This window comes from Pseudoxanthomonas sp. 68-E7 (assembly GCF_057773145.1).
Genome location: NZ_JBYMTI010000007.1, coordinates 122,246 through 146,725, shown reverse-complemented (window position 1 = coordinate 146,725; position 24,480 = coordinate 122,246). Strand labels below are relative to the sequence as shown.

Annotated in this window: 21 protein-coding genes; 9 read left to right on the top strand and 12 right to left on the bottom strand. The window is 67.8% G+C overall.

Translation table 11 applies throughout. From position 1 onward, the window contains the following. Positions 1-11: 11 nt before the first annotated feature. The 5 genes from AC3DE2_RS17205 to AC3DE2_RS17185 all read left to right on the top strand — a co-directional run bounded on the left by AC3DE2_RS17205 (position 12) and on the right by AC3DE2_RS17185 (position 5,994). The gene (locus AC3DE2_RS17205) at positions 12-1,235 is read left to right on the top strand and encodes a molybdopterin molybdotransferase MoeA (RefSeq protein ID WP_488427184.1); all 1,224 of its coding nucleotides are present in this window, start codon (positions 12-14) and stop codon (positions 1,233-1,235) included. Positions 1,236-1,265: 30 nt separating this feature from the next. Next, a complete protein-coding gene (gene moeB / locus AC3DE2_RS17200) occupies positions 1,266-2,423 on the top strand; it encodes a molybdopterin-synthase adenylyltransferase MoeB (RefSeq protein WP_488427247.1) in 1,158 nt (385 codons plus the stop codon). Between the two features lie 156 nt (positions 2,424-2,579). After that, on the top strand, positions 2,580-2,831 hold the full coding sequence (locus AC3DE2_RS17195) for a hypothetical protein (RefSeq protein WP_488427183.1): 252 nt from the start codon (positions 2,580-2,582) through the stop codon (positions 2,829-2,831). 63 nt (positions 2,832-2,894) lie between these two features. Continuing rightward, entirely contained in the window at positions 2,895-4,088 is a 1,194-nt protein-coding gene (locus AC3DE2_RS17190) for a low temperature requirement protein A (RefSeq protein ID WP_488427182.1), read from the top strand. A gap of 70 nt (positions 4,089-4,158) precedes the next feature. Next, entirely contained in the window at positions 4,159-5,994 is a 1,836-nt protein-coding gene (locus tag AC3DE2_RS17185) for a monovalent cation:proton antiporter-2 (CPA2) family protein (protein WP_488427181.1), read from the top strand. Positions 5,995-5,998: 4 nt separating this feature from the next. Here AC3DE2_RS17185 and AC3DE2_RS17180 read toward each other — a convergent pair whose 3' ends face one another. Together AC3DE2_RS17180 and AC3DE2_RS17175 are read right to left on the bottom strand one after the other, a co-directional pair. Next, a complete protein-coding gene (locus tag AC3DE2_RS17180) occupies positions 5,999-6,814 on the bottom strand; it encodes an alpha/beta hydrolase (RefSeq protein WP_295375984.1) in 816 nt (271 codons plus the stop codon). Beyond that, positions 6,807-7,103 carry a DUF1244 domain-containing protein gene (locus AC3DE2_RS17175; RefSeq protein WP_295375985.1) on the bottom strand — a complete coding sequence of 99 codons (297 nt, stop codon included), beginning with the start codon at positions 7,101-7,103 and terminating at the stop codon, positions 6,807-6,809. Before AC3DE2_RS17175 ends, AC3DE2_RS17180 begins: the two co-directional genes overlap by 8 nt. Before the next feature lie 103 nt (positions 7,104-7,206). Between AC3DE2_RS17175 and folD the strand changes: the two genes are divergently transcribed. The 4 genes from folD to AC3DE2_RS17155 all read left to right on the top strand — a co-directional run bounded on the left by folD (position 7,207) and on the right by AC3DE2_RS17155 (position 11,844). Continuing rightward, a complete protein-coding gene (gene folD, locus AC3DE2_RS17170) occupies positions 7,207-8,073 on the top strand; it encodes a bifunctional methylenetetrahydrofolate dehydrogenase/methenyltetrahydrofolate cyclohydrolase FolD (RefSeq protein WP_295375987.1) in 867 nt (288 codons plus the stop codon). A gap of 73 nt (positions 8,074-8,146) precedes the next feature. Further along, positions 8,147-9,604: an IMP dehydrogenase gene (gene guaB / locus AC3DE2_RS17165; protein WP_295375989.1), complete on the top strand. Its 1,458-nt coding sequence runs from the start codon at positions 8,147-8,149 to the stop codon at positions 9,602-9,604. 69 nt (positions 9,605-9,673) lie between these two features. After that, on the top strand, positions 9,674-11,275 hold the full coding sequence (guaA, locus tag AC3DE2_RS17160) for a glutamine-hydrolyzing GMP synthase (RefSeq protein ID WP_488427180.1): 1,602 nt from the start codon (positions 9,674-9,676) through the stop codon (positions 11,273-11,275). Positions 11,276-11,415: 140 nt separating this feature from the next. After that, on the top strand, positions 11,416-11,844 hold the full coding sequence (locus AC3DE2_RS17155; RefSeq protein WP_488427179.1) for a YciI family protein: 429 nt from the start codon (positions 11,416-11,418) through the stop codon (positions 11,842-11,844). A gap of 398 nt (positions 11,845-12,242) precedes the next feature. On the opposite strand, the gene AC3DE2_RS17150 is transcribed toward AC3DE2_RS17155, so the two are convergent. The 10 genes from AC3DE2_RS17150 to AC3DE2_RS17105 all read right to left on the bottom strand — a co-directional run bounded on the left by AC3DE2_RS17150 (position 12,243) and on the right by AC3DE2_RS17105 (position 24,459). Then, a complete protein-coding gene (locus tag AC3DE2_RS17150) occupies positions 12,243-12,881 on the bottom strand; it encodes a response regulator transcription factor (protein WP_295375703.1) in 639 nt (212 codons plus the stop codon). Beyond that, a complete protein-coding gene (locus AC3DE2_RS17145; RefSeq protein WP_488427178.1) occupies positions 12,878-13,936 on the bottom strand; it encodes a sensor histidine kinase in 1,059 nt (352 codons plus the stop codon). Before AC3DE2_RS17145 ends, AC3DE2_RS17150 begins: the two co-directional genes overlap by 4 nt. 90 nt (positions 13,937-14,026) lie before the next feature. Further along, a complete protein-coding gene (locus AC3DE2_RS17140) occupies positions 14,027-14,764 on the bottom strand; it encodes an MgtC/SapB family protein (RefSeq protein WP_295375699.1) in 738 nt (245 codons plus the stop codon). A gap of 34 nt (positions 14,765-14,798) precedes the next feature. Beyond that, positions 14,799-17,558: a magnesium-translocating P-type ATPase gene (gene mgtA, locus AC3DE2_RS17135; RefSeq protein WP_488427177.1), complete on the bottom strand. Its 2,760-nt coding sequence runs from the start codon at positions 17,556-17,558 to the stop codon at positions 14,799-14,801. Between the two features lie 60 nt (positions 17,559-17,618). Beyond that, positions 17,619-17,924: a hypothetical protein gene (locus tag AC3DE2_RS17130; protein ID WP_488427176.1), complete on the bottom strand. Its 306-nt coding sequence runs from the start codon at positions 17,922-17,924 to the stop codon at positions 17,619-17,621. After that, positions 17,924-18,217 (bottom strand): hypothetical protein, encoded by a 294-nt coding sequence (locus AC3DE2_RS17125; protein ID WP_488427175.1) that lies wholly within the window; start codon positions 18,215-18,217, stop codon positions 17,924-17,926. Before AC3DE2_RS17125 ends, AC3DE2_RS17130 begins: the two co-directional genes overlap by 1 nt. A 228-nt stretch (positions 18,218-18,445) precedes the next feature. Continuing rightward, positions 18,446-18,889, bottom strand: coding sequence for a hypothetical protein (locus AC3DE2_RS17120; protein ID WP_488427174.1), 444 nt, complete (start codon positions 18,887-18,889; stop codon positions 18,446-18,448). Between the two features lie 14 nt (positions 18,890-18,903). Beyond that, on the bottom strand, positions 18,904-20,220 hold the full coding sequence (locus tag AC3DE2_RS17115; RefSeq protein WP_488427173.1) for a TolC family protein: 1,317 nt from the start codon (positions 20,218-20,220) through the stop codon (positions 18,904-18,906). Next, positions 20,217-23,357: an efflux RND transporter permease subunit gene (locus AC3DE2_RS17110; protein WP_488427172.1), complete on the bottom strand. Its 3,141-nt coding sequence runs from the start codon at positions 23,355-23,357 to the stop codon at positions 20,217-20,219. The genes AC3DE2_RS17115 and AC3DE2_RS17110 overlap by 4 nt, the downstream gene beginning before the upstream one ends. After that, positions 23,350-24,459: an efflux RND transporter periplasmic adaptor subunit gene (locus tag AC3DE2_RS17105; RefSeq protein WP_488427171.1), complete on the bottom strand. Its 1,110-nt coding sequence runs from the start codon at positions 24,457-24,459 to the stop codon at positions 23,350-23,352. The genes AC3DE2_RS17110 and AC3DE2_RS17105 overlap by 8 nt, the downstream gene beginning before the upstream one ends. Between the last annotated feature and the right edge of the window lie 21 nt (positions 24,460-24,480).

Sequence of the window (24,480 nt, the reverse complement as noted above, 5' to 3'; positions counted from 1 at the left end):
GCGACCGGGGAATGCACGCGGAGATTCCCGGCCGGATCGCGATCGACGAGGCGCTGGCGATCATCCGCGCGGTAGCCGCGGAGCGTGCGCCCGCGCCCGAGCGCATCGCCCTGCGACGCGCCGAAGGCCGGATCCTGGCGGAGGACATCATCGCGCCGATCGCGTTGCCGCCGTTCGACAACAGCCGGATGGACGGATTCGCGTTGCGGCATGCCGATCTGGCGGCGTGTCCCTGGCCGCCGCGCATGCGCATCGCGGGTGCGCAGTACGCGGGCATGGATCCCGGCCGGCCGCTGGAATCGGGGTGCTGCGTCCGCATCACCACCGGCGCTGCCTTGCCGACGGGCGCGGATACGGTGGTCATCAAGGAGGATGTGCGCGAGGACGACGGCTGGATCGAACCGGGCCACCTCCCGGAGCCCGGCGCGGACATCCGCCGCGCGGGCGAGGATGTCATGGCGGGGGAGCGATTGCTCGGGGCCGGACAGGTCCTGACGCCGGCCCGCGTCAGCCTGCTGGCCGCGTTGGGCATTGCCGGAATCGCGGTCGCGCCACGTCCGACCGTCGCGGTCTTCACTACCGGTGATGAGCTTGTCGAACCCGGCATGCCGTTGCCACCGGGCCGCATCTACAACAGCAACCGTGATCTGCTGATGGGACTGCTGCGCCAGCATGGCCTGGAGCCGACGGCGTGGCCGACGCTGCCCGACGAGACCGAGCGCATCCGCAACCAACTGGAAGACGCCGCGGCGGCCTTCGACCTGGTCCTGACCTGCGGTGGCGTTTCGGCGGGAGAGAAGGACTTCCTGCCGGATTTCCTCGCCGCCCACGGCAAGGTGCATTTCTGGAAGGTGCGAATGAAGCCCGGCATGCCGGTGTTGTTCGGCCAGCGGGAGCGGGCGCTGTTCCTGTCCTTGCCCGGCAATCCAGTGTCGGTGCTGGCGACGTTCCTGGCGCTGGGCGTGCCGTTGCTGGATGGATTGCAGGGGCGGCGCGAGCCGAGGCTGCGCTGGCATGCGCGCCTGGCCGGTCCGTGGCGCAAGACCCATGGCCGCCACGAGTTCCTGCGCGGCCGCCTGCAGCCGGGCGCAGACGGCATCCTGCGGGTCGCGCCGAATGCGACGGATGCCTCCCATCGACTGCGCGGTGCCGCCGAGAGCGATGCGCTGATCGTGCTGCCGGAAGGCGAGCGCGCGTACGCTGCCGACGAAGTGGTGGAAATCCTGCCTTACTGAGGCGGCATCGGCGCCGCCAGCCGCGCCGAACTGCGCGATAATCGGCGCATGGACATCCGTGAAATCAGTCCGGCGCAGGTGCGCGAGCACCTCGCCCAGGGGGCCGTCTTCATCGACGTGCGCGAGGAACACGAACGGGTAGGCGGGCAGGCCGAAGGCGCCATCGGGCTGGCCAAGGCCGAACTACTGGCCGACCCCTCACGCCATCTTCCCGATCCGCGCCGCGCGGTCGTCCTGATCTGCCAGCGCGGGGGCCGCTCGATGGATGCGGCGAAGGCATTGCAGGCCGCCGGCTATACGGAACTGCTGTCGGTGGCCGGCGGCACCAGCCGCTGGATGGAGGAGGGACTGCCGGTGGTCAAGCCGCAGTTGGATGCGGATGCCGCCGACTTCTACGACCGTTATTCACGCCACCTGCTGCTGCCGGAAGTCGGCGTGGAAGGCCAGAAGAAGCTGCGCGCGGCACGGGTGCTGATGATTGGCGCCGGCGGCCTCGGATCGCCGGCAGGCTTTTACCTGGCTGCCGCCGGCATTGGCCACCTGCGTATCGCCGACGATGACATCGTCGATCGCAGCAACCTGCAGCGGCAGATCCTGCATACCGACGCGCGCATCGGCCTGGCCAAGGTCGATTCGGCCCGGGCCACGCTCAACGCGCTCAATCCGGGAACCCATGTGGAGACCGTGCAGGAGCGGGTGACCTCGGCCAATGTCGAGCGCCTGCTGGAAGGCGTCGACGTGGTGCTGGACGGCGCCGACAACTTTCCCGTGCGCTACCTGCTCAACGATGCCTGCGTGAAGCTGGGCAAGCCGCTGGTGTACGGGGCGGTGCAGCGATTCGAAGGGCAGGTGAGCGTGTTCGATGCGGGGCGCCATCGCGGCCAGGCGCCGTGCTACCGCTGCCTGTTCCCGGAGCCGCCCCCGCCGGAGTTCGCGCCGAACTGCGCCGAGGCCGGCGTGCTGGGCGTCCTGCCGGGCGTAGTTGGCCTGCTCCAGGCCACCGAGGTCATCAAGCTGCTGCTCGGGGCTGGAGAGCCGTTGAGCGGGCGCCTGCTGCATTTCGACGCCCTCGGCATGCGCTTCCGCGAGACCCGTTTGCGGGCCGATCCGCATTGCCCGATCTGCGCGCCGGGCGTGCCGTTTCCCGGCTACATCGACTACGCCCGGTTCTGCGGCGTCGGCGGATAGCACCCGGGTCGCAACCAGGCTGCGCGTCCAACCCGGCGGCCGCCACGACCCGTGGCGCGTCGCTGGCCCTTCGGTTATGTTCGCCCGCACATGCCCCGAGTGATCCAGGGGTGTGGCGATGGCGGCAATGCTCCCTTCCCGAGATGGAGGAACCGGATGCGTACGTTGATCCTGATTGCGGTGGGACTGGTACTGGCGGCAGCGACCCTGCATTTCGCGCCCGCTGGCAGGCGCGGCTGGCTGGCGGGTGGTTTCGCGCTCGCCTGGCTCGCGGTGGTGGCGTGGAACCTGCGCACCGGACTCTCACACGGCTATTCGTTGTCCGAGGAGTTGCCGATCCAGTTGCTGATCTACGCGGTGCCGGTCGCCCTGGCCGTGGGCTGGTGGCTGCGCACCCGGCCTCGCTGACTCCGCGCCAATGGCTGGCGGGAGCCGGCATCCGTAAAACAGGCATCGCACACAGGAGTATCCATGGAGCATCCATCGTGGCTGCGTTCCCGCGGCCAGCGGGACAGTGGCAAGGTCTCGATGACCGAACTGTTCTTCGATCTGGTGTTCGTCTTCGCGGTGACCCAGTTGTCGCATACGCTGCTGGCGCACTTGGGACTGACGGGTTTCCTGCAGACGTCGGTGCTGTTCCTGGCCATCTGGTGGTTGTGGATCTTCACGTCCTGGTGCACCAACTGGCTGGATCCGGACGCCACAGCGGTCCGCGTGCTGCTGTTCGCGCTGATGCTCGGGGGACTGGTGGTGTCATCGTCGATACCCAAGGCCTTCGGCGAAGGCGGGCTGGTTTTCGGCACGTTGTTCGCGGCGATGCAGGTCGGGCGCTCGCTGTTCATGGTGCGCGCGTTTCGCGGGCATCCGGAGCAGCGGGACAACTTCCTGCGGATCGCGCTGTGGATGCTGCTGTCCGGTGCGTTCTGGTTTTCCGGCGGCCTGCTGGAAGGGCAGCAACGGCTGACCTGCTGGCTCATCGCGCTGGGCATCGAGTACGCCGCGCCCGCGCTGTATTTCCGGGTGCCCGGCCTGGGCCGGTCCCGGAACAGCGACTGGGATGTGGACGGCGCGCACCTGGCCGAACGCTGCATGCTTTTCGTGATCATCGCGCTGGGCGAATCGCTGCTGGTCACCGGCGCGGCCTTCGCCGGCCTGGCCTGGACGCCGGTCACCCTTGCGGGTTTCCTGGCCGCGTTCCTGGGCAGCGTCGCGATGTGGTGGGTGTACTTCGATTCCGGGGCCGAACATGGCAGCCACCGCATCACCCATTCCGATGATCCCGGACGCCTGGCGCGGGTGGCCTACACCTACGCGCATCTGCTTATCGTGGCGGGGATCATCGTCTGCGCCGTGGCCGACGAACTGGTGCTGGTGCATCCGGACCACGCTTCGACGGCGGGCATGATTGCCATCCTGGGTGGCCCCGCGCTCTACCTGGCCGGCAACGCGCTGTTCAAATGGCTCATCTGGGAGCGCCGGTTCCCGCCGCTCTCGCACTTGGCCGGACTGGTCGCGCTGGCGCTGATGAGCGGGTGGATGGCGCTGGCCCATCCTTCAGCGCTTGCGCTGGGCATCGGCACGACGCTGGTGATGATCGGCGTGGCGGTGTGGGAAACGCGGGCGCTGCGCCGGGGCGGGGCGCCCGCACACGGCACGGGCGCCTGATACCGGCGATCCGGAGGGACGCGGCGTGATCCGGGCGTCGGATCGCGGCCGGTGACGCTAGACTGGCGGCATGTCCGTCGAATCCACCACCAGCGACCTGGTCAAGGTCGTCGCCCTGCTGGGCGCGGCCGTCGTCGCCGTGCCGATCTTCCGTCGCCTCGGCCTGGGCTCCGTGCTGGGCTACCTCGCCGCGGGCCTGGTCATTGGGCCGTTCGGCCTGGGCTGGTTCTCCGATGCGCAGGCCATCCTCCACGTGGCCGAGCTGGGCGTGGTGATGTTCCTGTTCGTGATCGGGCTGGAAATGCGGCCTTCGCACCTGTGGAGCCTGCGTGGCGAGATCTTCGGCCTGGGGACGCTGCAGATCCTGGCCTGCGCGGCCGCCCTGACCGGCGTGGGGCTGGCGTTCGGCTACCCGCTGCCCGTTTCCTTCATCGGCGCGATGGGATTCGTGCTGACCTCCACCGCGGTGGTCATGCAATTGCTGGGCGAGCGTGGCGACATCGCGCTGCCGCGCGGCCAGCGCATCGTCTCCATCCTGCTGTTCGAGGATCTGCTGATCGTCCCGCTGCTGGCGGTGGTCGCGCTGATGTCGCCGGACGTGGCCGCGCGTGGCGGCGAGTCGCGCTGGGTCGGCATCGGCATTGCCACGGCCTCGGTCGCGGGCCTGGTGGCCGCCGGCATCTGGCTGCTCAATCCGCTGTTCCGGATCCTGGCGGCCGCGCGTGCGCGCGAAGTGATGACCGCGGCGGCCCTGCTGGTGGTGCTCGGCGCGGCATTGCTGATGCAACTGGGCGGGCTGTCGATGGCGATGGGCGCGTTCCTGGCGGGCGTGCTGCTGTCCGAGTCCACCTTCCGCCACCAGATCGAAGCGGACATCGAACCCTTCCGCGGGATCCTGCTCGGCCTGTTCTTCCTGGGCGTGGGCATGGCCCTGGACCTGGGCGTGGTGTGGGGCCATTGGCCGCTGATCCTGAGCGCGGTGCTGGCGATGATGCTGGTGAAGGCGATCGCCATCTACGTGGTCGCCCGGGTGACCCGCACCTGCCACGCCGAGGCGCTGGATCGCGCGGTGGTCATGGCACAGGGCGGCGAATTCGCCTTCGTCCTGTTCGGCGCGGCGGCGGCGGCGCACGTCATCAATGCGGAAATCGCCGCCAACCTCACCGCCATCGTGGTGCTGTCGATGGCGCTGACGCCGCTGTTCGCCACGCTGTTCCGCCGCTTCGCGCCCAAGACCCAAGCCAACCTGGAAGGCGTGGACAAGGCCGAGGGCCTGAGCGGCAGCGTGCTGATCATCGGCTTCGGCCGTTTCGGCCAGGTGATGAGCCAATCGCTGCTGGCACGCGACGTCGACGTGACCATCATCGACAACGACATCGAGATGATCCGCAGCGCCGAGGAGTTCGGTTTCAAGATCTACTACGGCGACGGCACCCGGCTGGATGTGCTGCATGCTTCGGGCGCCGACAGCGCGCGCGCCATCGCGGTCTGCATCGATCGGCGGGAATCGGCGAGCCGGATCGTGGAACTGGCCAGGCAGGAGTTCCCGCAGGCCAAGCTGCTGGTGCGCTCCTTCGATCGCGAGCACTCGCTGGCGCTGGTTGCCGCCGGGGTCGATTTCCAGATCCGCGAAACCTTCGAGTCGGCGGTGGAGTTCGGTCAGGCCGCGCTGATCCAGCTTGGCGTGGCGGAAGACGAGGCCGCCGAGATCGCCGCGGAAGTGCGCAGGCTGGACGCGGAGCGGTTCGAACTGGAGCTCGCCGCCGGTGACGTGCGCGCCGGCATCCCGCTGATGCGTGGCAACCAGCCGTTCAAGCCGACGCCGACGCCGTTCACCCCGCCGCGCCGGGAGGCGAGGGCACTCAACGACGAGGCCGCCGAGGCCATCGGCGAGGAAGAGGAGTGAGCTTTCAGCGCCCGGATGCCGCAGGCGCTTGCAGGAACTCCGCCATCGCCGACCAGTAGCGCGGCGACAACGACAGGTCGTCATGGCCCGCCTCGGGGAAGTCGACCACCCGCGGCGGTACCGGTGCGGTCGCGATCAGGCGGTCGGTATGGCGCGGCGGCACCACCCGGTCGCGCCCAGCGCGCAGGACCAGCCATTCGCCCTGGCGTGCCCGCAGGTGGCGCGTCGACTCGTAGCGATCACGCAGCAGCCAGCGCACCGGCAACCAGGGATAGTGGGTGGATGCAACCTCGCCCAGGCTGTCGAACGGGGTGACCAGCACCAGGCGATCGACCGGACGGCGGGCGGCGACCTGCACCGCGACGCCGCTGCCGAGGCTGCGTCCCACCACCGCGATGCGGCCCTGCGGGTGGCGCCTGCGGACGTCGTCGTACAGGGCCAGCGCGTCGGCCACCAGCGAGGCTTCGTTGGGCGCACCGGGGTTCGGGCCATACCCGCGATACGGCAGCAGGTAGATGCTCCAGCCCGGCAGACTGCGGTCGAAATCGACCGCGTTGTCCTGCACACGTTCGGCATTGCCGCCGAAATAGATCAGCGCGTCCGTGCGCTGCGGGTGCAACTGCCATCCGCGCAGCATGAATCCGTCACGCCCAAGTTCGAAGTTGGTGCCCTCGGCACTGGTCCGCGTGGCCTGCGGGAAGTAGATGAAATGGCGCTGCTGCAGGTACATGCCGACGCACAGCACCAGCCAAAGCAGAAGTGGCAGCGCGGCCAGCGTCAGCCAGGGCCACATGCGCCGCCGCCCGCGCGGCTCAGCCATGCCGTTTCCGCGCGGCCTCGAAGGCGGCCAGTTGTTCGGGCGTGGCGTCTTGCTGGTGACGCGCCTTCCACTCGGCGAAGGGCATGCCGTAGATGCGTTCGCGGGCCTGCTCCCTGTCCATTGCGATGCCCTGTTCGGCGGCCGCTTCGCGGTACCAGTCGGCCAGGCAGTTGCGGCAGAAGCCGGCCAGGATCATCAGGTCGATGTTCTGTACGTCGGGACGCTGCTGGTTCAGGTGCTGGAGCAGGCGGCGGAAGGCGGCGGCCTCGAGGGCGGTGGTGTCGTTCATGGGGATACCGTGGGTGGGGTTCTTGCGGCGCAATCCACACAGGATTGCCCGAATCGGGGACAATGGCGGGACTTTACACCGCTCCGTTCCCCTCAGATCCCCGATGACTGCCCGAATCCTGGACGGCCGCCGCGTTGCCGAAAACCTGCTCGACGAACTGAAGGCGCGGGTCGACGCGCGCCTGGCCGCGGGCGGAGACCGGCCGGGCCTGGCGGTGGTGCTGGTGGGGGGCGATCCGGCATCGACGGTATACGTGCGCAACAAGCGCCGGGCCGCGGAGAAGGTCGGCATCCACGCCTATGACTACGATCTGCCGGCGGGCACCAGCGAAGCGCAACTGCTGGCGTTGATCGACCAGCTTAACGCGGATCCCAAGATCCACGGCATCCTCGTGCAATTGCCGCTGCCCGGCATCCCCGATGCCAGCCGGTTGATCGAGCGGATCGACCCGCGCAAGGACGTCGACGGCTTCCATCCCGCCAACGTCGGCCACCTGGCCCTGCGCCAGTTCGGCCTGCGCCCGTGCACGCCGCGCGGCATCACCACGCTGCTGGCCTACACCGACCGCCCGGTACGCGGCCAGAACGCCACCATCGTGGGCGTCAGCAACCATGTCGGCCGGCCAATGGCGCTGGAACTGCTGATCGCCGGCTGTACCGTGACCAGTTGCCACAAGTTCACGCCGGCCGAGGTATTGGAGGCGCGGGTCCGCGATGCCGACATCCTGGTGGTGGCGGTCGGGCGCCCGGGCCTGATTCCGGGCAACTGGGTCAAGCCGGGAGCCGTGGTCATCGACGTGGGCATCAACCGCCTGGACGACGGCCGGCTGGTCGGCGACGTGGGTTTCGACGAGGCCGCCGGGCGCGCCAGCTGGATCACGCCGGTGCCGGGCGGGGTAGGGCCGATGACCGTGGCCACGCTGATGCAGAACACCCTGGAAGCCGCGGAAGCGGCGCTGGCGGCACGCTGAATCCCGCTGGCCGCTGACATTCGGGGCCGTAACGGGCTACAATATCGCGCTTCCCCACACTCCGGGTCCGCCGATGCTGCGCATCCAGGCTGAAGCACTGACTTACGACGACGTCTCGCTCGTCCCCGCCCACTCCATCGTCCTGCCGAAAGACGTCAGCCTGGAGACGCGCCTCACGCGCGACCTCCGCCTGAACCTGCCGATTGTCTCGGCCGCCATGGATACCGTCACCGAAGCCCGCCTGGCCATCGCGATGGCGCAGCTGGGCGGCATCGGCATCATCCACAAGAACCTGACCGTCGAACAGCAGGCCGCGGAAGTGGCCAAGGTCAAGAAGTTCGAAGCCGGCGTCATCAAGGAACCTTTCACGGTCGGTCCGGAAACGACGATCGCCGAAGTGCTGAAACTGACCCGCGCCCGCAACATCTCCGGCGTGCCGGTGGTCGACGGTGGCCAACTGGTCGGCATCGTCACCAGCCGCGACATGCGCTTCGAGACCAAGCTCGACGATCCGGTCCGCCACATCATGACCAAGAAGGATCGCCTGATCACGGTGCGCGAAGGCGCCAGCGACGCCGAAGTCCTGCAGCTGTTGCACAAGCACCGCATCGAGAAGGTGCTGGTGGTCAATGATGGTTTCGAGCTGCGCGGCCTGATCACCGTCAAGGACATCCAGAAGAAGACCGACAACCCCAACGCCGCCAAGGACAGCGCTAGCCGCCTGGTCGTCGGCGCCGCGGTGGGTGTGGGCGGCGATACCGACCAGCGCGTGGAAGCGCTGGTAGCGGCCGGCGTGGACGTGGTCATCGTCGACACCGCGCATGGCCACTCGCAGGGGGTGCTGGATCGCGTGTCCTGGGTCAAGAAGCGCTTCCCGTCGCTGCAGGTGATCGGCGGCAACATCGTCACCGGCGACGCCGCGCTGGCGCTGATGGACGCCGGTGCCGACGCGGTCAAGGTCGGCGTGGGCCCGGGCTCGATCTGCACCACCCGCATGGTGGCGGGCGTGGGCGTGCCGCAGATCACCGCGGTGGACATGGTCGCCGAGGCGCTGCAGGACCGTATCCCGCTGATCGCCGATGGCGGCATCCGCTATTCCGGCGACATCGGCAAGGCGATCGCCGCCGGCGCTTCCACGGTGATGATCGGCGGCCTGTTCGCCGGCACCGAGGAAGCCCCGGGCGAAGTCGAACTGTTCCAGGGCCGCAGCTACAAGAGCTATCGTGGCATGGGCAGCCTGGGCGCTATGGAGAAGGGTTCCAAGGATCGCTATTTCCAGGATGCCTCCGACGCCGACAAGCTGGTGCCGGAAGGCATCGAGGGACGCGTGCCGTATCGCGGCCCGGTCGGCGGCATCATCCACCAACTGGTGGGCGGCCTGCGCGCGACCATGGGCTACGTGGGCTGCGCGACCATCGCGGACATGCGCAGCAAGCCGAAGTTCGTGGTGATCACCGGCGCAGGCCAGCGCGAAAGCCACGTCCACGACGTGCAGATCACCAAGGAACCGCCGAACTATCGAATGGGGTGAACCCATTCGACGGGATGTGGTGATTCGGGATTCGAGATTCGATAAAAACAGGTATCACAGCGAGGAAGTATGTCCGGCGTTTCCGAATCCCCACTCTCCGACACCCCATCCAGGCTCCACGACGACAAGATCCTCATCCTCGATTTCGGCGCGCAGTACACCCAGCTGATTGCCCGCCGCATCCGGGAGATCGGTGTCTACTGCGAGATCTGGGCCTGGGATCATGATCCCGGGGAGATCGCGAAATTCGGTGCCAAGGGCATCATCCTTTCCGGCGGCCCGGAATCCACCACGCTGCCGGGCGCGCCGAAGGCGCCGCAGCAGGTATTCGACGCCGGCCTGCCGATCCTCGGCATCTGCTACGGCATGCAGACCCTGGCCGCGCAGCTGGGCGGCGCCACCGAAGCCGCCGATGCCCGCGAGTTCGGCCATGCCGAGGTCGAACTGGTGGCACACGACGCACTGCTGGGCGGCCTGACCGACCACGATGGCGATCCGCGGATCGACGTGTGGATGAGCCACGGCGATCACGTTGCCAAGGCGCCGCCGGGCTGGACCGTCACCGCCGTCACCGACCGCATCCCGGTCGCCGCGATGGCGCTGGAGGAAAAGCGCTGGTACGGCGTGCAGTTCCATCCGGAAGTAACCCACACCAAGCAGGGCCAGACCCTGCTGCGCCGCTTCGTCGCCGAGATCTGCGGCTGCAGGACCCTGTGGACCGCTGCCAACATCATCGACGACCAGATTGCCCGCGTGCGCGAGCAGGTCGGCTCGGACGAGGTCATCCTCGGCCTGTCCGGCGGCGTGGATTCCTCGGTGGTCGCCGCGCTGCTGCACAAGGCGATCGGCGAGCAGCTGACCTGCGTGTTCGTCGATACCGGCCTGCTGCGCTGGCAGGAAGGCGACCAGGTGATGGCGATGTTCGCCGAGCACATGGGCGTGAAGATCGTGCGGGTCAACGCCGCAGAGCGCTACTTCAAGGCGCTGGAAGGCGTCAGCGATCCGGAAGCCAAACGCAAGATCATCGGCAACCTGTTCGTCGAGATCTTCGAGGAAGAGTCGAACAAGCTGAAGAACGCCAAGTGGTTGGCGCAGGGCACCATCTACCCGGACGTGATCGAGTCGGCCGGCAGCAAGACCGGCAAGGCCCATGTCATCAAGAGCCACCACAACGTCGGCGGCCTGCCCGAGCACATGAAGCTGGGCCTGGTCGAACCGCTGCGCGAGCTGTTCAAGGATGAAGTGCGCCGCCTCGGCGTCGAACTGGGGCTGCCGCGCACGATGGTCTACCGCCATCCGTTCCCGGGCCCCGGCCTGGGCGTGCGCATCCTGGGCGAGGTCAAGGCCGAATATGCGGACCTGCTGGCGCGCGCCGACGCCATCTTCATCGATGAACTGCGCAAGGCCGACTGGTACGACAAGGTCAGCCAGGCGTTCGCGGTGTTCCTGCCGGTCAAGTCGGTAGGCGTGGTCGGCGACGCCCGTGCCTACGAATGGGTCATCGCCCTGCGCGCGGTGGAAACCATCGACTTCATGACCGCCCACTGGGCGCACTTGCCTTATGACCTGTTGGGCACGGTTTCCAACAGGATTATCAATGAGTTGCGTGGTGTTTCTCGTGTTGTTTATGACATCAGCGGGAAGCCGCCCGCCACCATCGAGTGGGAATAAGGCGTTGTCTGAAGGAAGTCTTTTGAAACAATAATTTGCTGATTGTTGTTGAGAATCTTTCGAGCGGCGTCGATTGCCGCTCCGCCGGCTCGTCGTCCACATGAGACGCCAATTGGGGCGGACTTCATCAGGAGACAGACATGCGCGTACTCGTGTTCGTGAAAGCCATCGAAGGTGGCGACAAGATCGGCGAGCCCACCCCCGAGGCGCTGGAGGCCTTCGCGGCAATGGATCGGTTCACCGAGGAACTGGTCCAGGCCGGCGTCTTCGTGGCCGCCGCCGGCCTCAAGAACAACGCTGAAGCCAAGCGGCTGAGCTACGACGGCTCACGCCTGACGGTCACCGACGGACCGTTCGCCGACACCAAGGAACTGATCGCCGGCTTCTCGATCTGGGAGGTCAAGGACATGGACGAAGCCATGGCCTGGGCCAGGCGCGCGCCGATGTCCGGCCCCAGCGAGGTCGAAATCCGGCCGTTCTACGAAGCGGCGGATCTGGCCGAATTCGTGAGCCCCGAGGAACTCGCCACGCCCCGCGAGGGAGAGCGCGGGAAGCTCGGCGTGGCCTGACAGGGATTTCTTCCCCGACATGCGGGAAGTTGGCGCGCGGCGCCGGATGAGAAAAGGCAATGCCCAGGACCGCGAAAGATTCCTTCCCCCGCTCGCGGGGGAAGGTGCCGAAGCGAATGGGGGCCAGGCGGACATGTCTCTGGCAAAAAGTTTCCCCTCCCTTCTCCCGTGGACGGGAGAGGGAACCACACGTCGAATACTTCCGGCCGGCGGAGCAGGGACGTACTGCGACCGACGCCGGATGAGAAAGAGCAATGCCTGGAACCGCGAAAGATTCCTTCCCCCGCTTGCGGGGGGAAGGTGCCGAAGGCGGATGGGGGCCCGGCGGATACGCTTCCGGCGAAAAAATGCTCCTCACTACATGCAGGGGAAAGGCGATTCCAGCGAGCCGGATGGTGTCAGGACGCCTGCAGACGGTCGTACATCCGTACCAGATCAACCAGCGTCTTCGCCTGCATCTTGCGCATGATCTGGGCACGCCGCACCTTCACGGTGATCTCGCTGACCCCCAGATCCGCCGCGATCTGCTTGTTGAGCCGGCCACGCACCACGCCCCGAATCACCGCCTGTTCGCCCGTGTTGAGCGATGCCCAACGCTGGTGCAGTTCACCGATGGCGTCTTCTTCCTTGCGGCGCGCGCGGTCCTGTTCGACGCCTCGCTGGATGGCGTCCAGCAGATCCTGATCGCGGAAGGGCTTGGTCAGGAATTCGAGCGCGCCGTTCTTCATCGCCTCCACCCCCATGGCGATATCGCCGTGGCCGGTGATGAAGATCACCGGTAACGGGATGCCCAGTTCGCCCATCTGCCGGTGGAAGTCCATGCCGCTCTGGCCCGGCATGCGCACGTCCAGGATCAGGCAGCCGGGCGCGTCCTCGCGAGGGGCGGCAAGAAACTCGCCGACCGAACCGAAGGCGCGGACCCGCAAGCCGACGGACGCCAGCAGGTCTTCCACCGCGGCACGCACGGAACGGTCGTCGTCGATCAGATGGACGAGCGGCGTGGGCCCGGCAGGTGCGGAGGGACGCCGCTGGCTCACGCGCGGGACTCCGGTGGGGAAGGCAGGTCGAACTGGACGCAAGCGCCGCCTTCGTCGCGGTTGCGTGCCTGGATCCGGCCCCCGTTGGCCTCGATGATGTTCCGGCTGATGCTCAGCCCCAGGCCAAGGCCCTCGGCCTTGGTGGTCCAGAACGCCTCGAAGATCTGCCCGGCGCTCGCCGTCGCGGGTAGGCCGTTGCCGGTATCGGATACCCCGACGCGCACCTGTCCGTGATCACCGCGCGCGCTTATCACGTGCAGCCTGCGTTGGCCGGCGGGCATGTCCGACATCGCCTCGATCGCATTCAGGACCAGGTTGCCGAGTACCTGTTGAACCTGCACGCGGTCGGCGAACACCGGCGGCAGGTCATCGGCCAGATCGAGCACGACATCCACTTCGTGGCGCTCAAGTTCGGTTCGCGAGAGCGTAAGGATTTCCTCGATGGCCGGATTGATCGCGAAGGCCTGTGGCTGCAGCGATTGCCCGCGGGTCATGCCACGGACGCGGACGATGACCTCGCTGGCGCGTTGAGCGTCGTCCAGCATGCGGTCGACCGCCTGCCGGGCCTTGTCGAGATTGGGCGGCGCCTGGGCGAGCCAGCGCTGGCAGGCGTTGCCGCTGGTGACGATGGCCGCCAGCGGCTGGTTGAGCTCGTGGGCGATGGAGGCCGTGAGTTCGCCCAGGGTGGACGCGCGCGCCACCCGCAACAGCCGCGCCTGTGCCTCCTGCGCGGCCGCGCGCGCAGCCTCCATCTTCAGCGCCAGATAAGTGGTGACGACGATGGTGACGATGCCGATGGCGGAGTTGACCAGGCCGACCTGGTAGTTGCCGAAGCCGGACAGGAGGAAGCTGAGGATGGTCAGGCCGATGCAGATGCCGGCGAGCGACATCAACTGGCCGGCCGACAGTCGATGGGCGACCGCAAGAATGACCACGGTGTAGAAGCCCGCCGCCGCTACCGCATAATCGGTGGAAGTATCGGCGATGAAGATGGCCGCCATGATCGCCAGTGCGATGGCGATGCTCAGGCTCAGGCGGGATGAGGGGGGGCGCATGATCCTTGGATGTCCAGTGTCCCGGAGGCGGCGCCACGGGCGCTGCCGGCAGCGCAGGATAGCACCGTGGACCGCATGCCGATGGCCCGGTCATTCTTCGGCGCTGGCATTCCAGAACGCCTGCGATACGCCGTTCAAACGTGAGATTTCGGACATCACGACGTCCAGTTCGTCCGCCTCCACCGCGGTCGCATACAGCACCGCTTCGAGCTCGACCTCGTGGGTGCCGAAGGGCTGCTGATCGAGCGAGCGGACGGGGTAGTGCGCGGCTTCCAGCAATTCGGTGGTTCGTTGCAGCACCTCGGCCTGGACCGCGCGTCCGCAGATGACGTGGATGGCATAGGTGGCTTCGCTGAACTCCTCCTGCAGGGGACGCCGGTTGATGCGGTTGACCACCGGCCGCAGCACGGTGTTGGTGGTCAGTACGAACAGCGCCGCCATCAGCGCTTCCGGCAACAGCTTGGCACCGGCGCAGGCGCCCACCGCCGCCGAGCCCCAGAGGGTCGCCGCGGTGTTGAGGCCGGACACCTGCGCGCCTTCCTTCATGATCGCGCCCGCGCCGAGGAAACCGATCCCGGAGATGACATAGGCCATCACCTGCAGCGGTCCCGGGGTGCCGCCATGCAGCGCGTGGAAGCGTACCGCCAGGTCGACGAACACCGCCGCGCCCACCGCCACCAGGGTATTGGTGCGCAGGCCCGCGGTGCGTTGCCGCACCTGCCGTTCGAAGCCGATCACCGAGCCCAGCAGGAAGGCCGTTCCCAGGCTGATGAACGAGCTCAGGGTCGCCCCTGGGTCGAACGGGGGCAGGTTCAGGTCGAGGTTCATGAGGTTCTTCCTCGTGGACGCCGCGGGCGTCCGCTCATTGCCAGCCGAAGCGGCGGATGTAGAAACGCTTCAGCAGCGTGGTCAGGATCGCGTAGCCCAGCAGGATCGCGACCAGGAACGGCCAGTAGCCGGCGGGCAATGCCTGCAGCTTGAAGTAGCCGGCCAACGGGCTCATGGGCAGCAGCACGCCGATGAGCATGATCACGCCGGTCATCACCAGCAGCGCCGGCGCCGCCAGACTCTGCACGAACGGCAGGCGCGGCGTGCGGATCATGTGCACGATCAGGGTCTGGGTGAGCAGGCCGACCACGAACCAGCCGGACTGGAATAGGCCTTGTTCGGCCACGGTATCGGCACCGAACACGTACCACATCACCGCGAAGCAGGTGATGTCGAAGATCGAGCTGATCGGGCCGAAGAACACCATGAAGCGACCGATGTCCGCCGGATTCCATTTCAACGGCCTGCGCACGAGCTCTTCGTCCACGTTGTCGAACGGGATGGCGATCTGCGACACGTCGTACAGCAGGTTCTGCACCAGCAATTGCAGCGGCAGCATCGGCAGGAACGGCAGGAAGGCCGAGGCCACCAGTACCGAGAACACGTTGCCGAAGTTGGAACTGGCGGTCATGCGGATGTACTTGAGCATGTTGGAGAAGGTCCGGCGGCCCTGGATCACGCCTTCCTCCAGCACCATCAGGCTCTTCTCCAGCAGGATGATGTCGGCCGCTTCCTTGGCGATGTCGACCGCGCCGTCCACGCTGATGCCGATGTCGGCCGCGCGCAGCGCCGGGGCGTCGTTGATGCCGTCGCCGAGGAAGCCGACCACCTTGCCCTGGCCACGCAATGCGCGCACCAGCCGTTCCTTGTGCAGCGGGGTCAGCCGGGCGAACACGCGGTAGCGCTGGACCGCGGCGACCAGGCTGGCATCGCTCATCCGATCCAGCTGGGGTCCGGTAATCACCGCATCGCCTTCCAGGCCGACCTGCGAGCACACCCGCGCGGCCACCAGTTCGTTGTCGCCGGTCAGGACTTTCACCTCGACACCGTGATCGGCCAGCGCCCGCAGCGCCGGCGCCGCCGATTCCTTGGGCGGATCCAGGAAGGCGACATAGCCGACCAGGGTCAGATCGCATTCGTCGGCGATGGAATAGGCATCACGCGCGGGCGGGGTCTCCTTCATCGCGACCGCGACCACCCGCAGGCCCTCTTCGTTGAGTTCCTGGGTGACGCGGCGGACCCGCGCCAGCATCCTTGCATCCAGCGGCACCACGGTTTCGCCCTCGCGCACCCGGGTGCAGACCGCCAGCATCTCCTCGACGGCGCCCTTGCAGATGAGTTCGTGGTGATCCTCGCGTTCGGAGACCACTACCGACATCCGCCGGCGCTCGAAATCGAACGGGATTTCGTCGACCTTGCGATAGTCCTGCGCCAGCCGGAGTTCGGTCTGCAGTTCGACGTGTTCGAGCACCGCGCGATCCAGCAGGTTCTTCAGTCCGGTCTGGTAATGACTGTTGAGGTAGGCGAACTTGAGCACGTCCTCCGAGTCGTGCCCGAATACATCGGTATGCCGCTCCAGCGCGATCCGATCCTGGGTCAGTGTGCCGGTCTTGTCGGTGCACAGCACGTCCATCGCACCGAAGTTCTGGATTGCGTCCAGGCGCTTGACGATCACCTTGCGCCGCGCCAGCAGCACCGCGCCCTTGGCGAGGGTGGAGGTGACGATCATCGGCAGCATTTCCGGGGTCAGGCCGACCGCGACGGACAGCGCGAACAGGAAGGCTTCCATCCAGTCGCCCTTGGTGATGCCGTTGATCAACAGCACGAACGGGACCATCACCAGGGCGAACCGGATCAGCAGCCAGCTGACGCTGTTGACGCCCGCCTGGAACGCGGTGGGGGTGTGATCGCTGGCGGTGACGCGATGCGCAACCGCGCCGAAACAGGTTTCCTGGCCGGTCGCCACCACCAGCGCGGTAGCCGTGCCGGAAACGACATTCGTGCCCATGAACAGCAGGTTCGGCTGCGCGAGCAGATCGCCGTCGCCCGCCCGCGATTCGCAGAACTTCTCCACCGGCAGCGATTCGCCGGTCATCGCCGCCTGGGCGACGAACAGATCCTTGGCGGCCAGGACCCGGCAGTCGGCCGGGATCATGTCGCCGGCGGAGAGCACGATGTGATCGCCGGGCACCAGATCGCGGATGGGCACTTCCTGGTGGCTGGGCGGGCGCCGCGAATGCAGTTGCGTGCCGAAGTAGCGCTCGGCGACATCCGCCGCTTCCGTGCCCAGATCGCGGCGGATGACGGTGGCGGTATTGCCGACCAGCGCTTTCAGGCGTTCGGCCGCGCGATTTGAACGGCCCTCCTGGACGAACCGGATCAGCGTGGACAGCACCACCATGGTGCCGATGACCACGGTCGCCTTGGCATCCTCGGTGAGATAGGACACCGCGGCCAGCACGGTCAACAGCAGATTGAACGGATTGCGGTAGCACTGCCACAGGTGGCGCCACCACGGCAGCGGCTTCTCGTGATCGACCTCGTTGGGTCCGAAGCGGCCGCGGCGCGCCTCGGCTTCGGCCTGGCTCAGTCCGTCCTCGTGCGATTCCAGCCGCGCCAGCGCACCGGGCACGTCGTCCTGCGCGGCCTGCAGCAGCAGCCGGGAAGGCAGCAAGGTCGGCACGCGCGCGTCGCCACGGCCGAAGCCTGCCTCGGGCATCGCCCGGCGACCGAACAGGCCGGCTGCGCGACGGCTGCGCAGAAAGGTATCGAACCAGGTCTTGAGCAGGTTCATCGAAAACTCCTGGAGGGGCGGCGCACGGAGGGGCGCCGGAAGGCCATGCGCACGTGGCGCTCAGGCGAACGGGGCGAAGGCGTCTGCGGTGGTCGGCACGACTTCCCAGCGCACGGCGCGCACGCCGGGATGCCGGTTGAGCCGCCGGACCAGACGGGCGACCTCGGCCCGGGCGTGGTGGGGTGCCTGGATTCCGAACACGGCGCGATCGCGGCGGCGATGCACGAACAGCAGGCGCAGGTCGCATCGGGTGGCGTCACGGACGCGGGTCACCACCGTGTCGGTGGCACCAGCGGCCATGTGCAGGCTCAGGCGGAAATAAGGACGCGCCACCCGCACCGCCGTCGCACCCGCTTGCACCGCCATCACGCGGAACATCCGGCCAGATGGGGCCGTGCCCGCTCTTCGACCGCGGGGGCGGCGCGATAGAGCGGACGCACCTGCGCGCGCAGAACGGTCGGCAGGTACGGATGCACGCGCAGGCGATCCGGCATCGGCAACAGCGACAGGACGTCGGCGGCGACGCGGGGGGAACATGAAGACAACGCGCCCGCGAACGCGGTGGCGCCATGTGCGCGCAGCAGGTGCCGGAGCCCGGGAATGTCGCGGGCCAGCACACGGGCGCGCAACGCGGGATAGAGACGGAGAGGGCGGTGCATGGGGGAAGCCTCCGGTGATGACACCCGCGAGGCTCCCGGCGATCAGGCGTGGGAAAGCCTCGGCGAAGGCGCCGGGAAAGAGCGGAACATGGCGGGGAAGCGGGACGCGGGGCGTCCGGCAGGGTCGGGGTCCATGGGACCTCCTGTCGTCGGGAAGAGGATGGTGCGATCAGGGGCCGCCTGGGCCCGGTGCGCGAAGTGGATTATTCGCGTTGACGGCACGCACGCCTAGTCTCTCGTGGGGTGCCCGCGATATACCTGGGTATAGGATCCATCGTGGATATCACGGCACTCGCGCACGGCGCGGCTGGTCGCGGTTCCCCTTTCCGATTCGCATTCAGGCCCGCGTGCGGCTTCGCCCAGGGTCTCCAGGCGCGCCAGCACCAGATGGGGCAGCGATAGATGGGCCAACAGCAGGCGCATCAGGCGATGCGCCTGTTCCGGGGAGCCGGGAAATTCGCCGCTCAACTGGTAGCGGAGTGGAGCCTGCGCCAGTGGTTCCTGGCGGATTGGGCCCAGGGGAACGCGCAGGTCGTGGATGGCGCGCGCGATCAGCTTGCGCACCGGCCGCAACGCTTCGGCGGTGACGATGAGGGTCAGCCGGTGGTTCAGACCGCGCGCTGGCGTGAAGCGCGCGGGAGGCGTTCCAAAAGGCGGCAAGACGCGATGCATCGCGGTCTCCTCCGTCACAGTCGCGGGCGCTGGCCGATCGCCAGCTGGAGCGCCACCGTGGCCATCACCAGATCGTATTCGGCCTGGAGACAATCCAGTTGGGCCTCGTCGGCCGAGCGTTGCGCGTCGAGCAGTTCGAGCAGTGAGGAGGCACCATTGCGGTACGAGAGGCGGATCCCATCCAGCGCATGCTGGGCATCGGCGAGGACGCCATCGCGATAGCGGCCAACGCTTTCGCGTGCGGCAAGGAAACGGCGGTGCGCCGAGCGGACTTCCGTATCGGCCACGCGCTCGGCCTGGCGCAGCGCCAGCGCGGCCTGGGCGCGTTCGGCCTCCGCCTGCACCCGATCGCCATGGTTGCGGCGCGATAGCGGGATCGGTACGGCGATCGATATCGTCAGTTCGCGCGAACGCGGAACGGCGTCGATGGCGCCCCCTTCCGCATCGACGCCAGCGGGGAAACCGCGGGTGGAGGAGACGCCCACCGACAGCGTCGGATCCAGCCAACGATTGGCGCGGGTGAGCGCGGCGCTGTCCTCGGCCCGTTGCAGTTCGGCGCGCGCCGCGCGGATCTCGTCCCGGCCCTGCAAGGCCGCGGGCAGCAGGGTGGCCAGATCCTCGCCCTGGATGAAAGGGACGAACTCGCAGTCGTATCCGGCATCACCGAGCAGTGCGTCCACGTCGTCGCCCAGCGGAATCGACAGCGCCAGTCGCGCGGCATCGGCTTCGGCACTGGCCTGGGTCACCTCGGCCCGGAAACGGTCGCGTTCGACCCGCGATTGCAGCAGCTCGACGCCGCCGATGTCGCCGAGCCGATGGCGCGTCGTATTGGCGCGGACGGTGTCTTCCAGTGCCTGCAGGGTCTGCTCCTTGCGTGCCAGGACCGCGCGGCTGTGACAGGCATCGGCGAAGGCGGTGGCGGCATCGGCATACACCTGGTGCAACACCGTCTGCTGTTGCGCCGAGGCCACCGCGAGTTCGCTATGGGCCAGCCGCAGTCGCGCACGGCGCTTGCCGCCGGTTTCCAGCGTCCAGGCCAGCGTGGGACCGCGGCTGAGCGGGCGCGGGTGATGGGCGCGGACCTGTTCGCGGCTCATTTCCCAGGTCAGCTCCGGATCCGGACGCAGGCCGGCCATGCCGATACCGGCCTGTGCGGCTTTCATGGCCTCCTGCTGGCCGGCCAGTTCGAGGTTGTGCCGCTCGACGGCATCCAGGTACACCTCGAACCGGAGCGGCATGGCGGCGCCGGCCACGCCCGGCGCGAGCAGGCAGGCGATGGCGCCATGGGCCAGCCAGCGACGGGCAGGGCGGCGGCGAAGGGCGCATTTCATGGAGACTGCTCCGTCGGAATGGAAGGCAGGTGCGGGGAGGACGCGGAGCGTTTCCGGCGGCGCTGTCGGGCCCGTGCCTCCGCGCGCGATTCGATCCAGTGGTAGAGCGCGGGCAGCAACAGCAGGGTGAGCGCGGTGGCGGTGAGCAGGCCGCATACCACCACGGTTGCCAACGGACGCTGCACGTCGCTGCCAAGGCCGGTGGCGAGCATGGCCGGCGCCAGGCCGAACGCGGCGACGCTGGCCGTCATCAGGACCGGCCGCATCCGGCTCGACGCGCCTTCGCGAACGGCCTGGTCCAGCGGCAGGCCTTCTTCCCGGCGCAGCCGGTTGATCTGCGCCACCATCAGCACGCCGCCGAGCACGGCGACGCCGAACAGGGCGATGAAACCGACCGCGCTGGAGACATTGAGGGTCATCCCGCGCAGGTGCAGGCCCGCGAAGCCACCGATCATCGCCAGCGGCACCACGCACAGGACCAGCAGTGGCTGGCGCAGGTTGCCGAACTCGGCGAACAGGAGCAGCAGCATCAGCCCCAGCGTGAGCGGCAGGATCACCATCAACCGGGTCTCGGCGCGTTGCAGGTTCTCGAACTGGCCGCCCCATTCGATGCGGACGCGGCGTGGATCGAACTTCACGTCCCGCTCGATGGCCGGTCGCGCTTCGGCGAGGAAACCGGCGAGGTCGCGGCCGCGTGTATTGAGCCGCACGATGATGTGGCGTTCGCCCATTTCGCGCACGATCACGCTCTCTCCGGACGTGGTGGAAATCCTGGCGACATCGGCCAGCGGAATCCGCGCCCCGTTGGCCGCGCTCAGGCGCAGGTCGGCGATGGCCTGCGGATTGGCGCGGGCTTCCGGTGCGAAACGCACGGTCATGTCGTAGCTGCGCTCGCCGACATAGAGTTGGCCGATGGCGCCACCGCCGATGCCGGTGGCGATGAGTTGGGCCACGTCGGCCGCATTGATGCCGTGGCGCGCGGCGGCGGCGCGATCCAGCTCGATGCGCAGGTTGGGCAGCGGCGGCTCCACGTCGACCGCGACGTCGGCCGCGCCGGGCAATCCGCGCAGGAGCGTGGCCACGTCGCTGGCGACGCGCCGGGTTTCGTCCAGGTCCTGGCCGAAGATCTTGACCACCAGATCGCTGTGCGCCCCCGACAGCTTGTCCTGCACGCCGTCGATCATCGGTTGCATGAAACCCACGTCGTAGCCCGGCATGCGCGCATAGCGCGCGCCCAGCCGGTGAATCAGTTCCTGCTTGTCGATGCCCGACTTCCAACGGGAATAGGGGTGCAGGCCGACGCTGGCTTCGATGTGCGAAGGCGTCCAGTAGTCGGTGCCGTCGTCGTTGCGTCCGGTCTGGGTCACCACATGGGCGACTTCGGGAAACTCCAGGGTCGCCCGGCGCAGCTCGTCGGCCATCGCGCCAGCCTTGTCCAGGGTGATGCCCGGCGGCATCTGCACCTGCAGCCAGATGGATCCCTCGTCCAGGTAGGGCAGGAAATCCCGGCCGATGCCGCCGGCCAGCGCACCCAGCGCCAGCAAGGAAACCAGCACGCTGCCCGCCAGCCAGCGGGTACGGCCCAGGTTGCGCAGCAGGAAGGCGTCGTAGTGCCGGCCCAGCCAGGCCAGGACGGGATTGTGGAAGACCTTGCGCGGACGCCGGAAGGCCAGCCAGGCCAGCGCCGGGGTCAGGGTCAGCGCCACCGCCAGCGCCGCCACCAGCGCGGCGCCGATGGCGTAGGCCATGGGGGAAAACAGTTTGTACTCGATGCGCTCGAAGGCGAACAGCGGCAGATAGGCCGCGGCGATGACGCTCATGCCGAAGAAGATCGGGCGTGCGACCTGCAAGGTGGCGGCGATCGCGTCCCGTGGCGACAGCGGGCGCCGCTCCCTGGCCTCGCGCCTGCGCAGGATGTTCTCCACGACCACCACGGCGCCATCGACCAGGATGCCGAAATCGATGGCGCCCAGCGAGAGCAGGTTGGCCGGGATCCGGAAGTGGTGCATGAACACGAACGCGAGCAGGAGCGCGAGCGGGATGGTCAGCGCGACGATCAGGGCCGCGCGCGGACTGCCCAGGAACAGCAGCAGCACCAGCGAAACCACCAGCAGGCCTTCGGCCAGCGTTTTTCCCACCGTGTGCGTGGTCTGCGCGATCAGGTGGCTGCGATCCAGGTAGGGAACCAGCTTCACGTCGGCAGGCAACAGGTTCTGGTTGAGATCCTCCACGGCCGCATGGATGTGAGCCAGCGCAATCGAAGGATTGGTTTCCTTCAGCAGCAGGACGATGCCGGAGACCGTATCCGGGTTGGCGTCCTTGCCGAGGATGCCGCGGCGTTCGACATTGCCATGGGTGAGTTTGCCCAGGTTCCTGACAAGGATGGGCACGCCACCCACGCTCTTGACCACCACGTTGCCCATGTCGTCGAGCGAACGCAGCAGGCCGACGCCGCGGACCACGTAGGAGATCTCGCCGCGGTCGATCACGCTGCCGCCGCCACTCTCGTTGTTGGCGTTGAGCGCGTCGATCACCTCGGCCAGGGTCAATCCATACTGGGTCAGCCGATCGGGTTCCAGCTCCAGCATGAACTGCGTGGTCAGGCCTCCGAAATTGGTGACGTCGGCGACGCCCTGGGCCTTGCGCAGGCGGGGGATGACCGTCCAGAACTGCAGTTCGGACAACTCGCGCAGGTCGCGGGTGGAACTCTCCAGGGTGTAGCGGTAGATCTCGCCAGTCGGGGAGGTATACGGATCCAGGCCCGTGGCGGCGCCATAGGGCAAGTCCACCTCGTCGAGCCGTTCCTGCAGGCGTTGGCGCGACCAGTAGCCATCGACGCCATCCTGGAACACCACCGTAATCAGCGACAGGCCGAACAGGCTGCGGGTGCGCAGCACGTGCATCCCGGGCGTGCCCAACAGGGCGCGCTCCAGCGGGATGGTGATCTGCTGTTCGATTTCCTCGGCGGCCAGGCCCGGCACCTGGGTGACGATCTGGGACGTGGTGTCGGCGATATCCGGATAGGCTTCCACCGGCAACTGCTTCCAGCAGAAAAGCCCGTACAGCGCCGCGAAGGCGAACACCAGCCAGACGACGCCGCGGCGGCGGAAACAGATGCTGACGATGCGGTCAATCATTGAGCAGCACCCCGTTGCGGGTGACGATCCGCTCGCCCGGCTTGAGCCCGGAAACGATCTCGACGCGTTCGCCCTGCTGGAAACCGACCGTCACCGTGCGCGGTTCGAACCGGAACGGGGCCCGCTCCACGAACACCCGGGAACTCATGCCTTCCTGGATGACGGAAGTTGCCGGAACCATGAGCGAGGATTCGGCGCGTCCCTGCAACACCATCCGGCCGAACATGCCCGGACGGAGGCGGCCATCGGGATTGGCCAGGGCCACGCGCACCCGCACGCTGCGGGTTTCCGGGTCGAGCAATTCGTCGATGTAGCGCACCTGGCCGGCGAGCACCTGGCCCGGCAGCGCATCCAGGACGATGTTCGCCGGCTGGCCGACGAACAGCCGGCCAACCTCGCGCTCGGGGACGCTGGCCGTCATCCAGACCGTGGACAAATCCGCGATCGTCATCAGTGCGGCATTGATGTCGTTCCAATAGCCTCCCTGCGCGCCTTGCATCTCCACGACACGTCCGCTGATCGGCGAATGCAGGACGTAAGTCCGGCCGCTGCCGCGGTCCGCACCCAGTTGGGCAAGATGCGCGGCGGCCACCCGCGCGTCGGCTTCGGCGCTGGCCAGGCCGAGCCGCGCGGCCTCGAAGTCCTTGCGGGCCGTGACGTCGGCATCGAACAGCCGCCGTTCGCGCTCGAAATCCCGTCGCGCCTGGGCGGCGGCGGCGGCCGTCCTGGCATGTTCGGCGCGTGCGCTGGCGGCTTCGGCCGAATCCAGGGTGAAGAGCGCGTCTCCCGCCCGCACCTCGTCGCCCAGCACGCGATGGATTCGCAGCACGCGGCCTGCGACCGGAGGCGTGATGCTGACGCGCATCTCCGGTGCCGCCTCGATGGCCCCGGGCGCATTCAGTGGCCGGGAGATTTCCGACGGCTGGAAGGCCATGACGTCCAGGCGGCCCCGCAAGGGCGAGGAGGCGGGTACCTCGATGACGCCGACGTCGTGGCGGATCGGCGTGGCGGGCGTGTCGGTCGAGTTCGCGGCGCGACCGTCGCATGCGGTCTGCAATACGCAGGCGAGCAGCACGAGGGCGGGGCAGGTCCAATGGGACATGGGGATTCTCGGAGGAAAGAG

Coding starts and splice junctions, on each gene's coding strand:
- AC3DE2_RS17120 (WP_488427174.1), bottom strand. CDS start 18,889: ATGCATCGCGTCTTGCCGCCTTTTGGAACGCCTCCCGCGCGCTTCACG.
- AC3DE2_RS17105 (WP_488427171.1), bottom strand. CDS start 24,459: ATGTCCCATTGGACCTGCCCCGCCCTCGTGCTGCTCGCCTGCGTATTG.
- AC3DE2_RS17180 (WP_295375984.1), bottom strand. CDS start 6,814: ATGGCTGAGCCGCGCGGGCGGCGGCGCATGTGGCCCTGGCTGACGCTG.
- AC3DE2_RS17205 (WP_488427184.1), top strand. CDS start 12: ATGCACGCGGAGATTCCCGGCCGGATCGCGATCGACGAGGCGCTGGCG.
- AC3DE2_RS17145 (WP_488427178.1), bottom strand. CDS start 13,936: ATGCGCCCCCCCTCATCCCGCCTGAGCCTGAGCATCGCCATCGCACTG.
- AC3DE2_RS17110 (WP_488427172.1), bottom strand. CDS start 23,357: ATGATTGACCGCATCGTCAGCATCTGTTTCCGCCGCCGCGGCGTCGTC.
- AC3DE2_RS17190 (WP_488427182.1), top strand. CDS start 2,895: ATGGAGCATCCATCGTGGCTGCGTTCCCGCGGCCAGCGGGACAGTGGC.
- AC3DE2_RS17185 (WP_488427181.1), top strand. CDS start 4,159: ATGTCCGTCGAATCCACCACCAGCGACCTGGTCAAGGTCGTCGCCCTG.
- guaB (WP_295375989.1), top strand. CDS start 8,147: ATGCTGCGCATCCAGGCTGAAGCACTGACTTACGACGACGTCTCGCTC.
- AC3DE2_RS17175 (WP_295375985.1), bottom strand. CDS start 7,103: ATGAACGACACCACCGCCCTCGAGGCCGCCGCCTTCCGCCGCCTGCTC.
- guaA (WP_488427180.1), top strand. CDS start 9,674: ATGTCCGGCGTTTCCGAATCCCCACTCTCCGACACCCCATCCAGGCTC.
- AC3DE2_RS17155 (WP_488427179.1), top strand. CDS start 11,416: ATGCGCGTACTCGTGTTCGTGAAAGCCATCGAAGGTGGCGACAAGATC.
- AC3DE2_RS17140 (WP_295375699.1), bottom strand. CDS start 14,764: ATGAACCTCGACCTGAACCTGCCCCCGTTCGACCCAGGGGCGACCCTG.
- AC3DE2_RS17195 (WP_488427183.1), top strand. CDS start 2,580: ATGCGTACGTTGATCCTGATTGCGGTGGGACTGGTACTGGCGGCAGCG.
- AC3DE2_RS17125 (WP_488427175.1), bottom strand. CDS start 18,217: ATGCACCGCCCTCTCCGTCTCTATCCCGCGTTGCGCGCCCGTGTGCTG.
- AC3DE2_RS17115 (WP_488427173.1), bottom strand. CDS start 20,220: ATGAAATGCGCCCTTCGCCGCCGCCCTGCCCGTCGCTGGCTGGCCCAT.
- folD (WP_295375987.1), top strand. CDS start 7,207: ATGACTGCCCGAATCCTGGACGGCCGCCGCGTTGCCGAAAACCTGCTC.
- mgtA (WP_488427177.1), bottom strand. CDS start 17,558: ATGAACCTGCTCAAGACCTGGTTCGATACCTTTCTGCGCAGCCGTCGC.
- AC3DE2_RS17130 (WP_488427176.1), bottom strand. CDS start 17,924: ATGGCGGTGCAAGCGGGTGCGACGGCGGTGCGGGTGGCGCGTCCTTAT.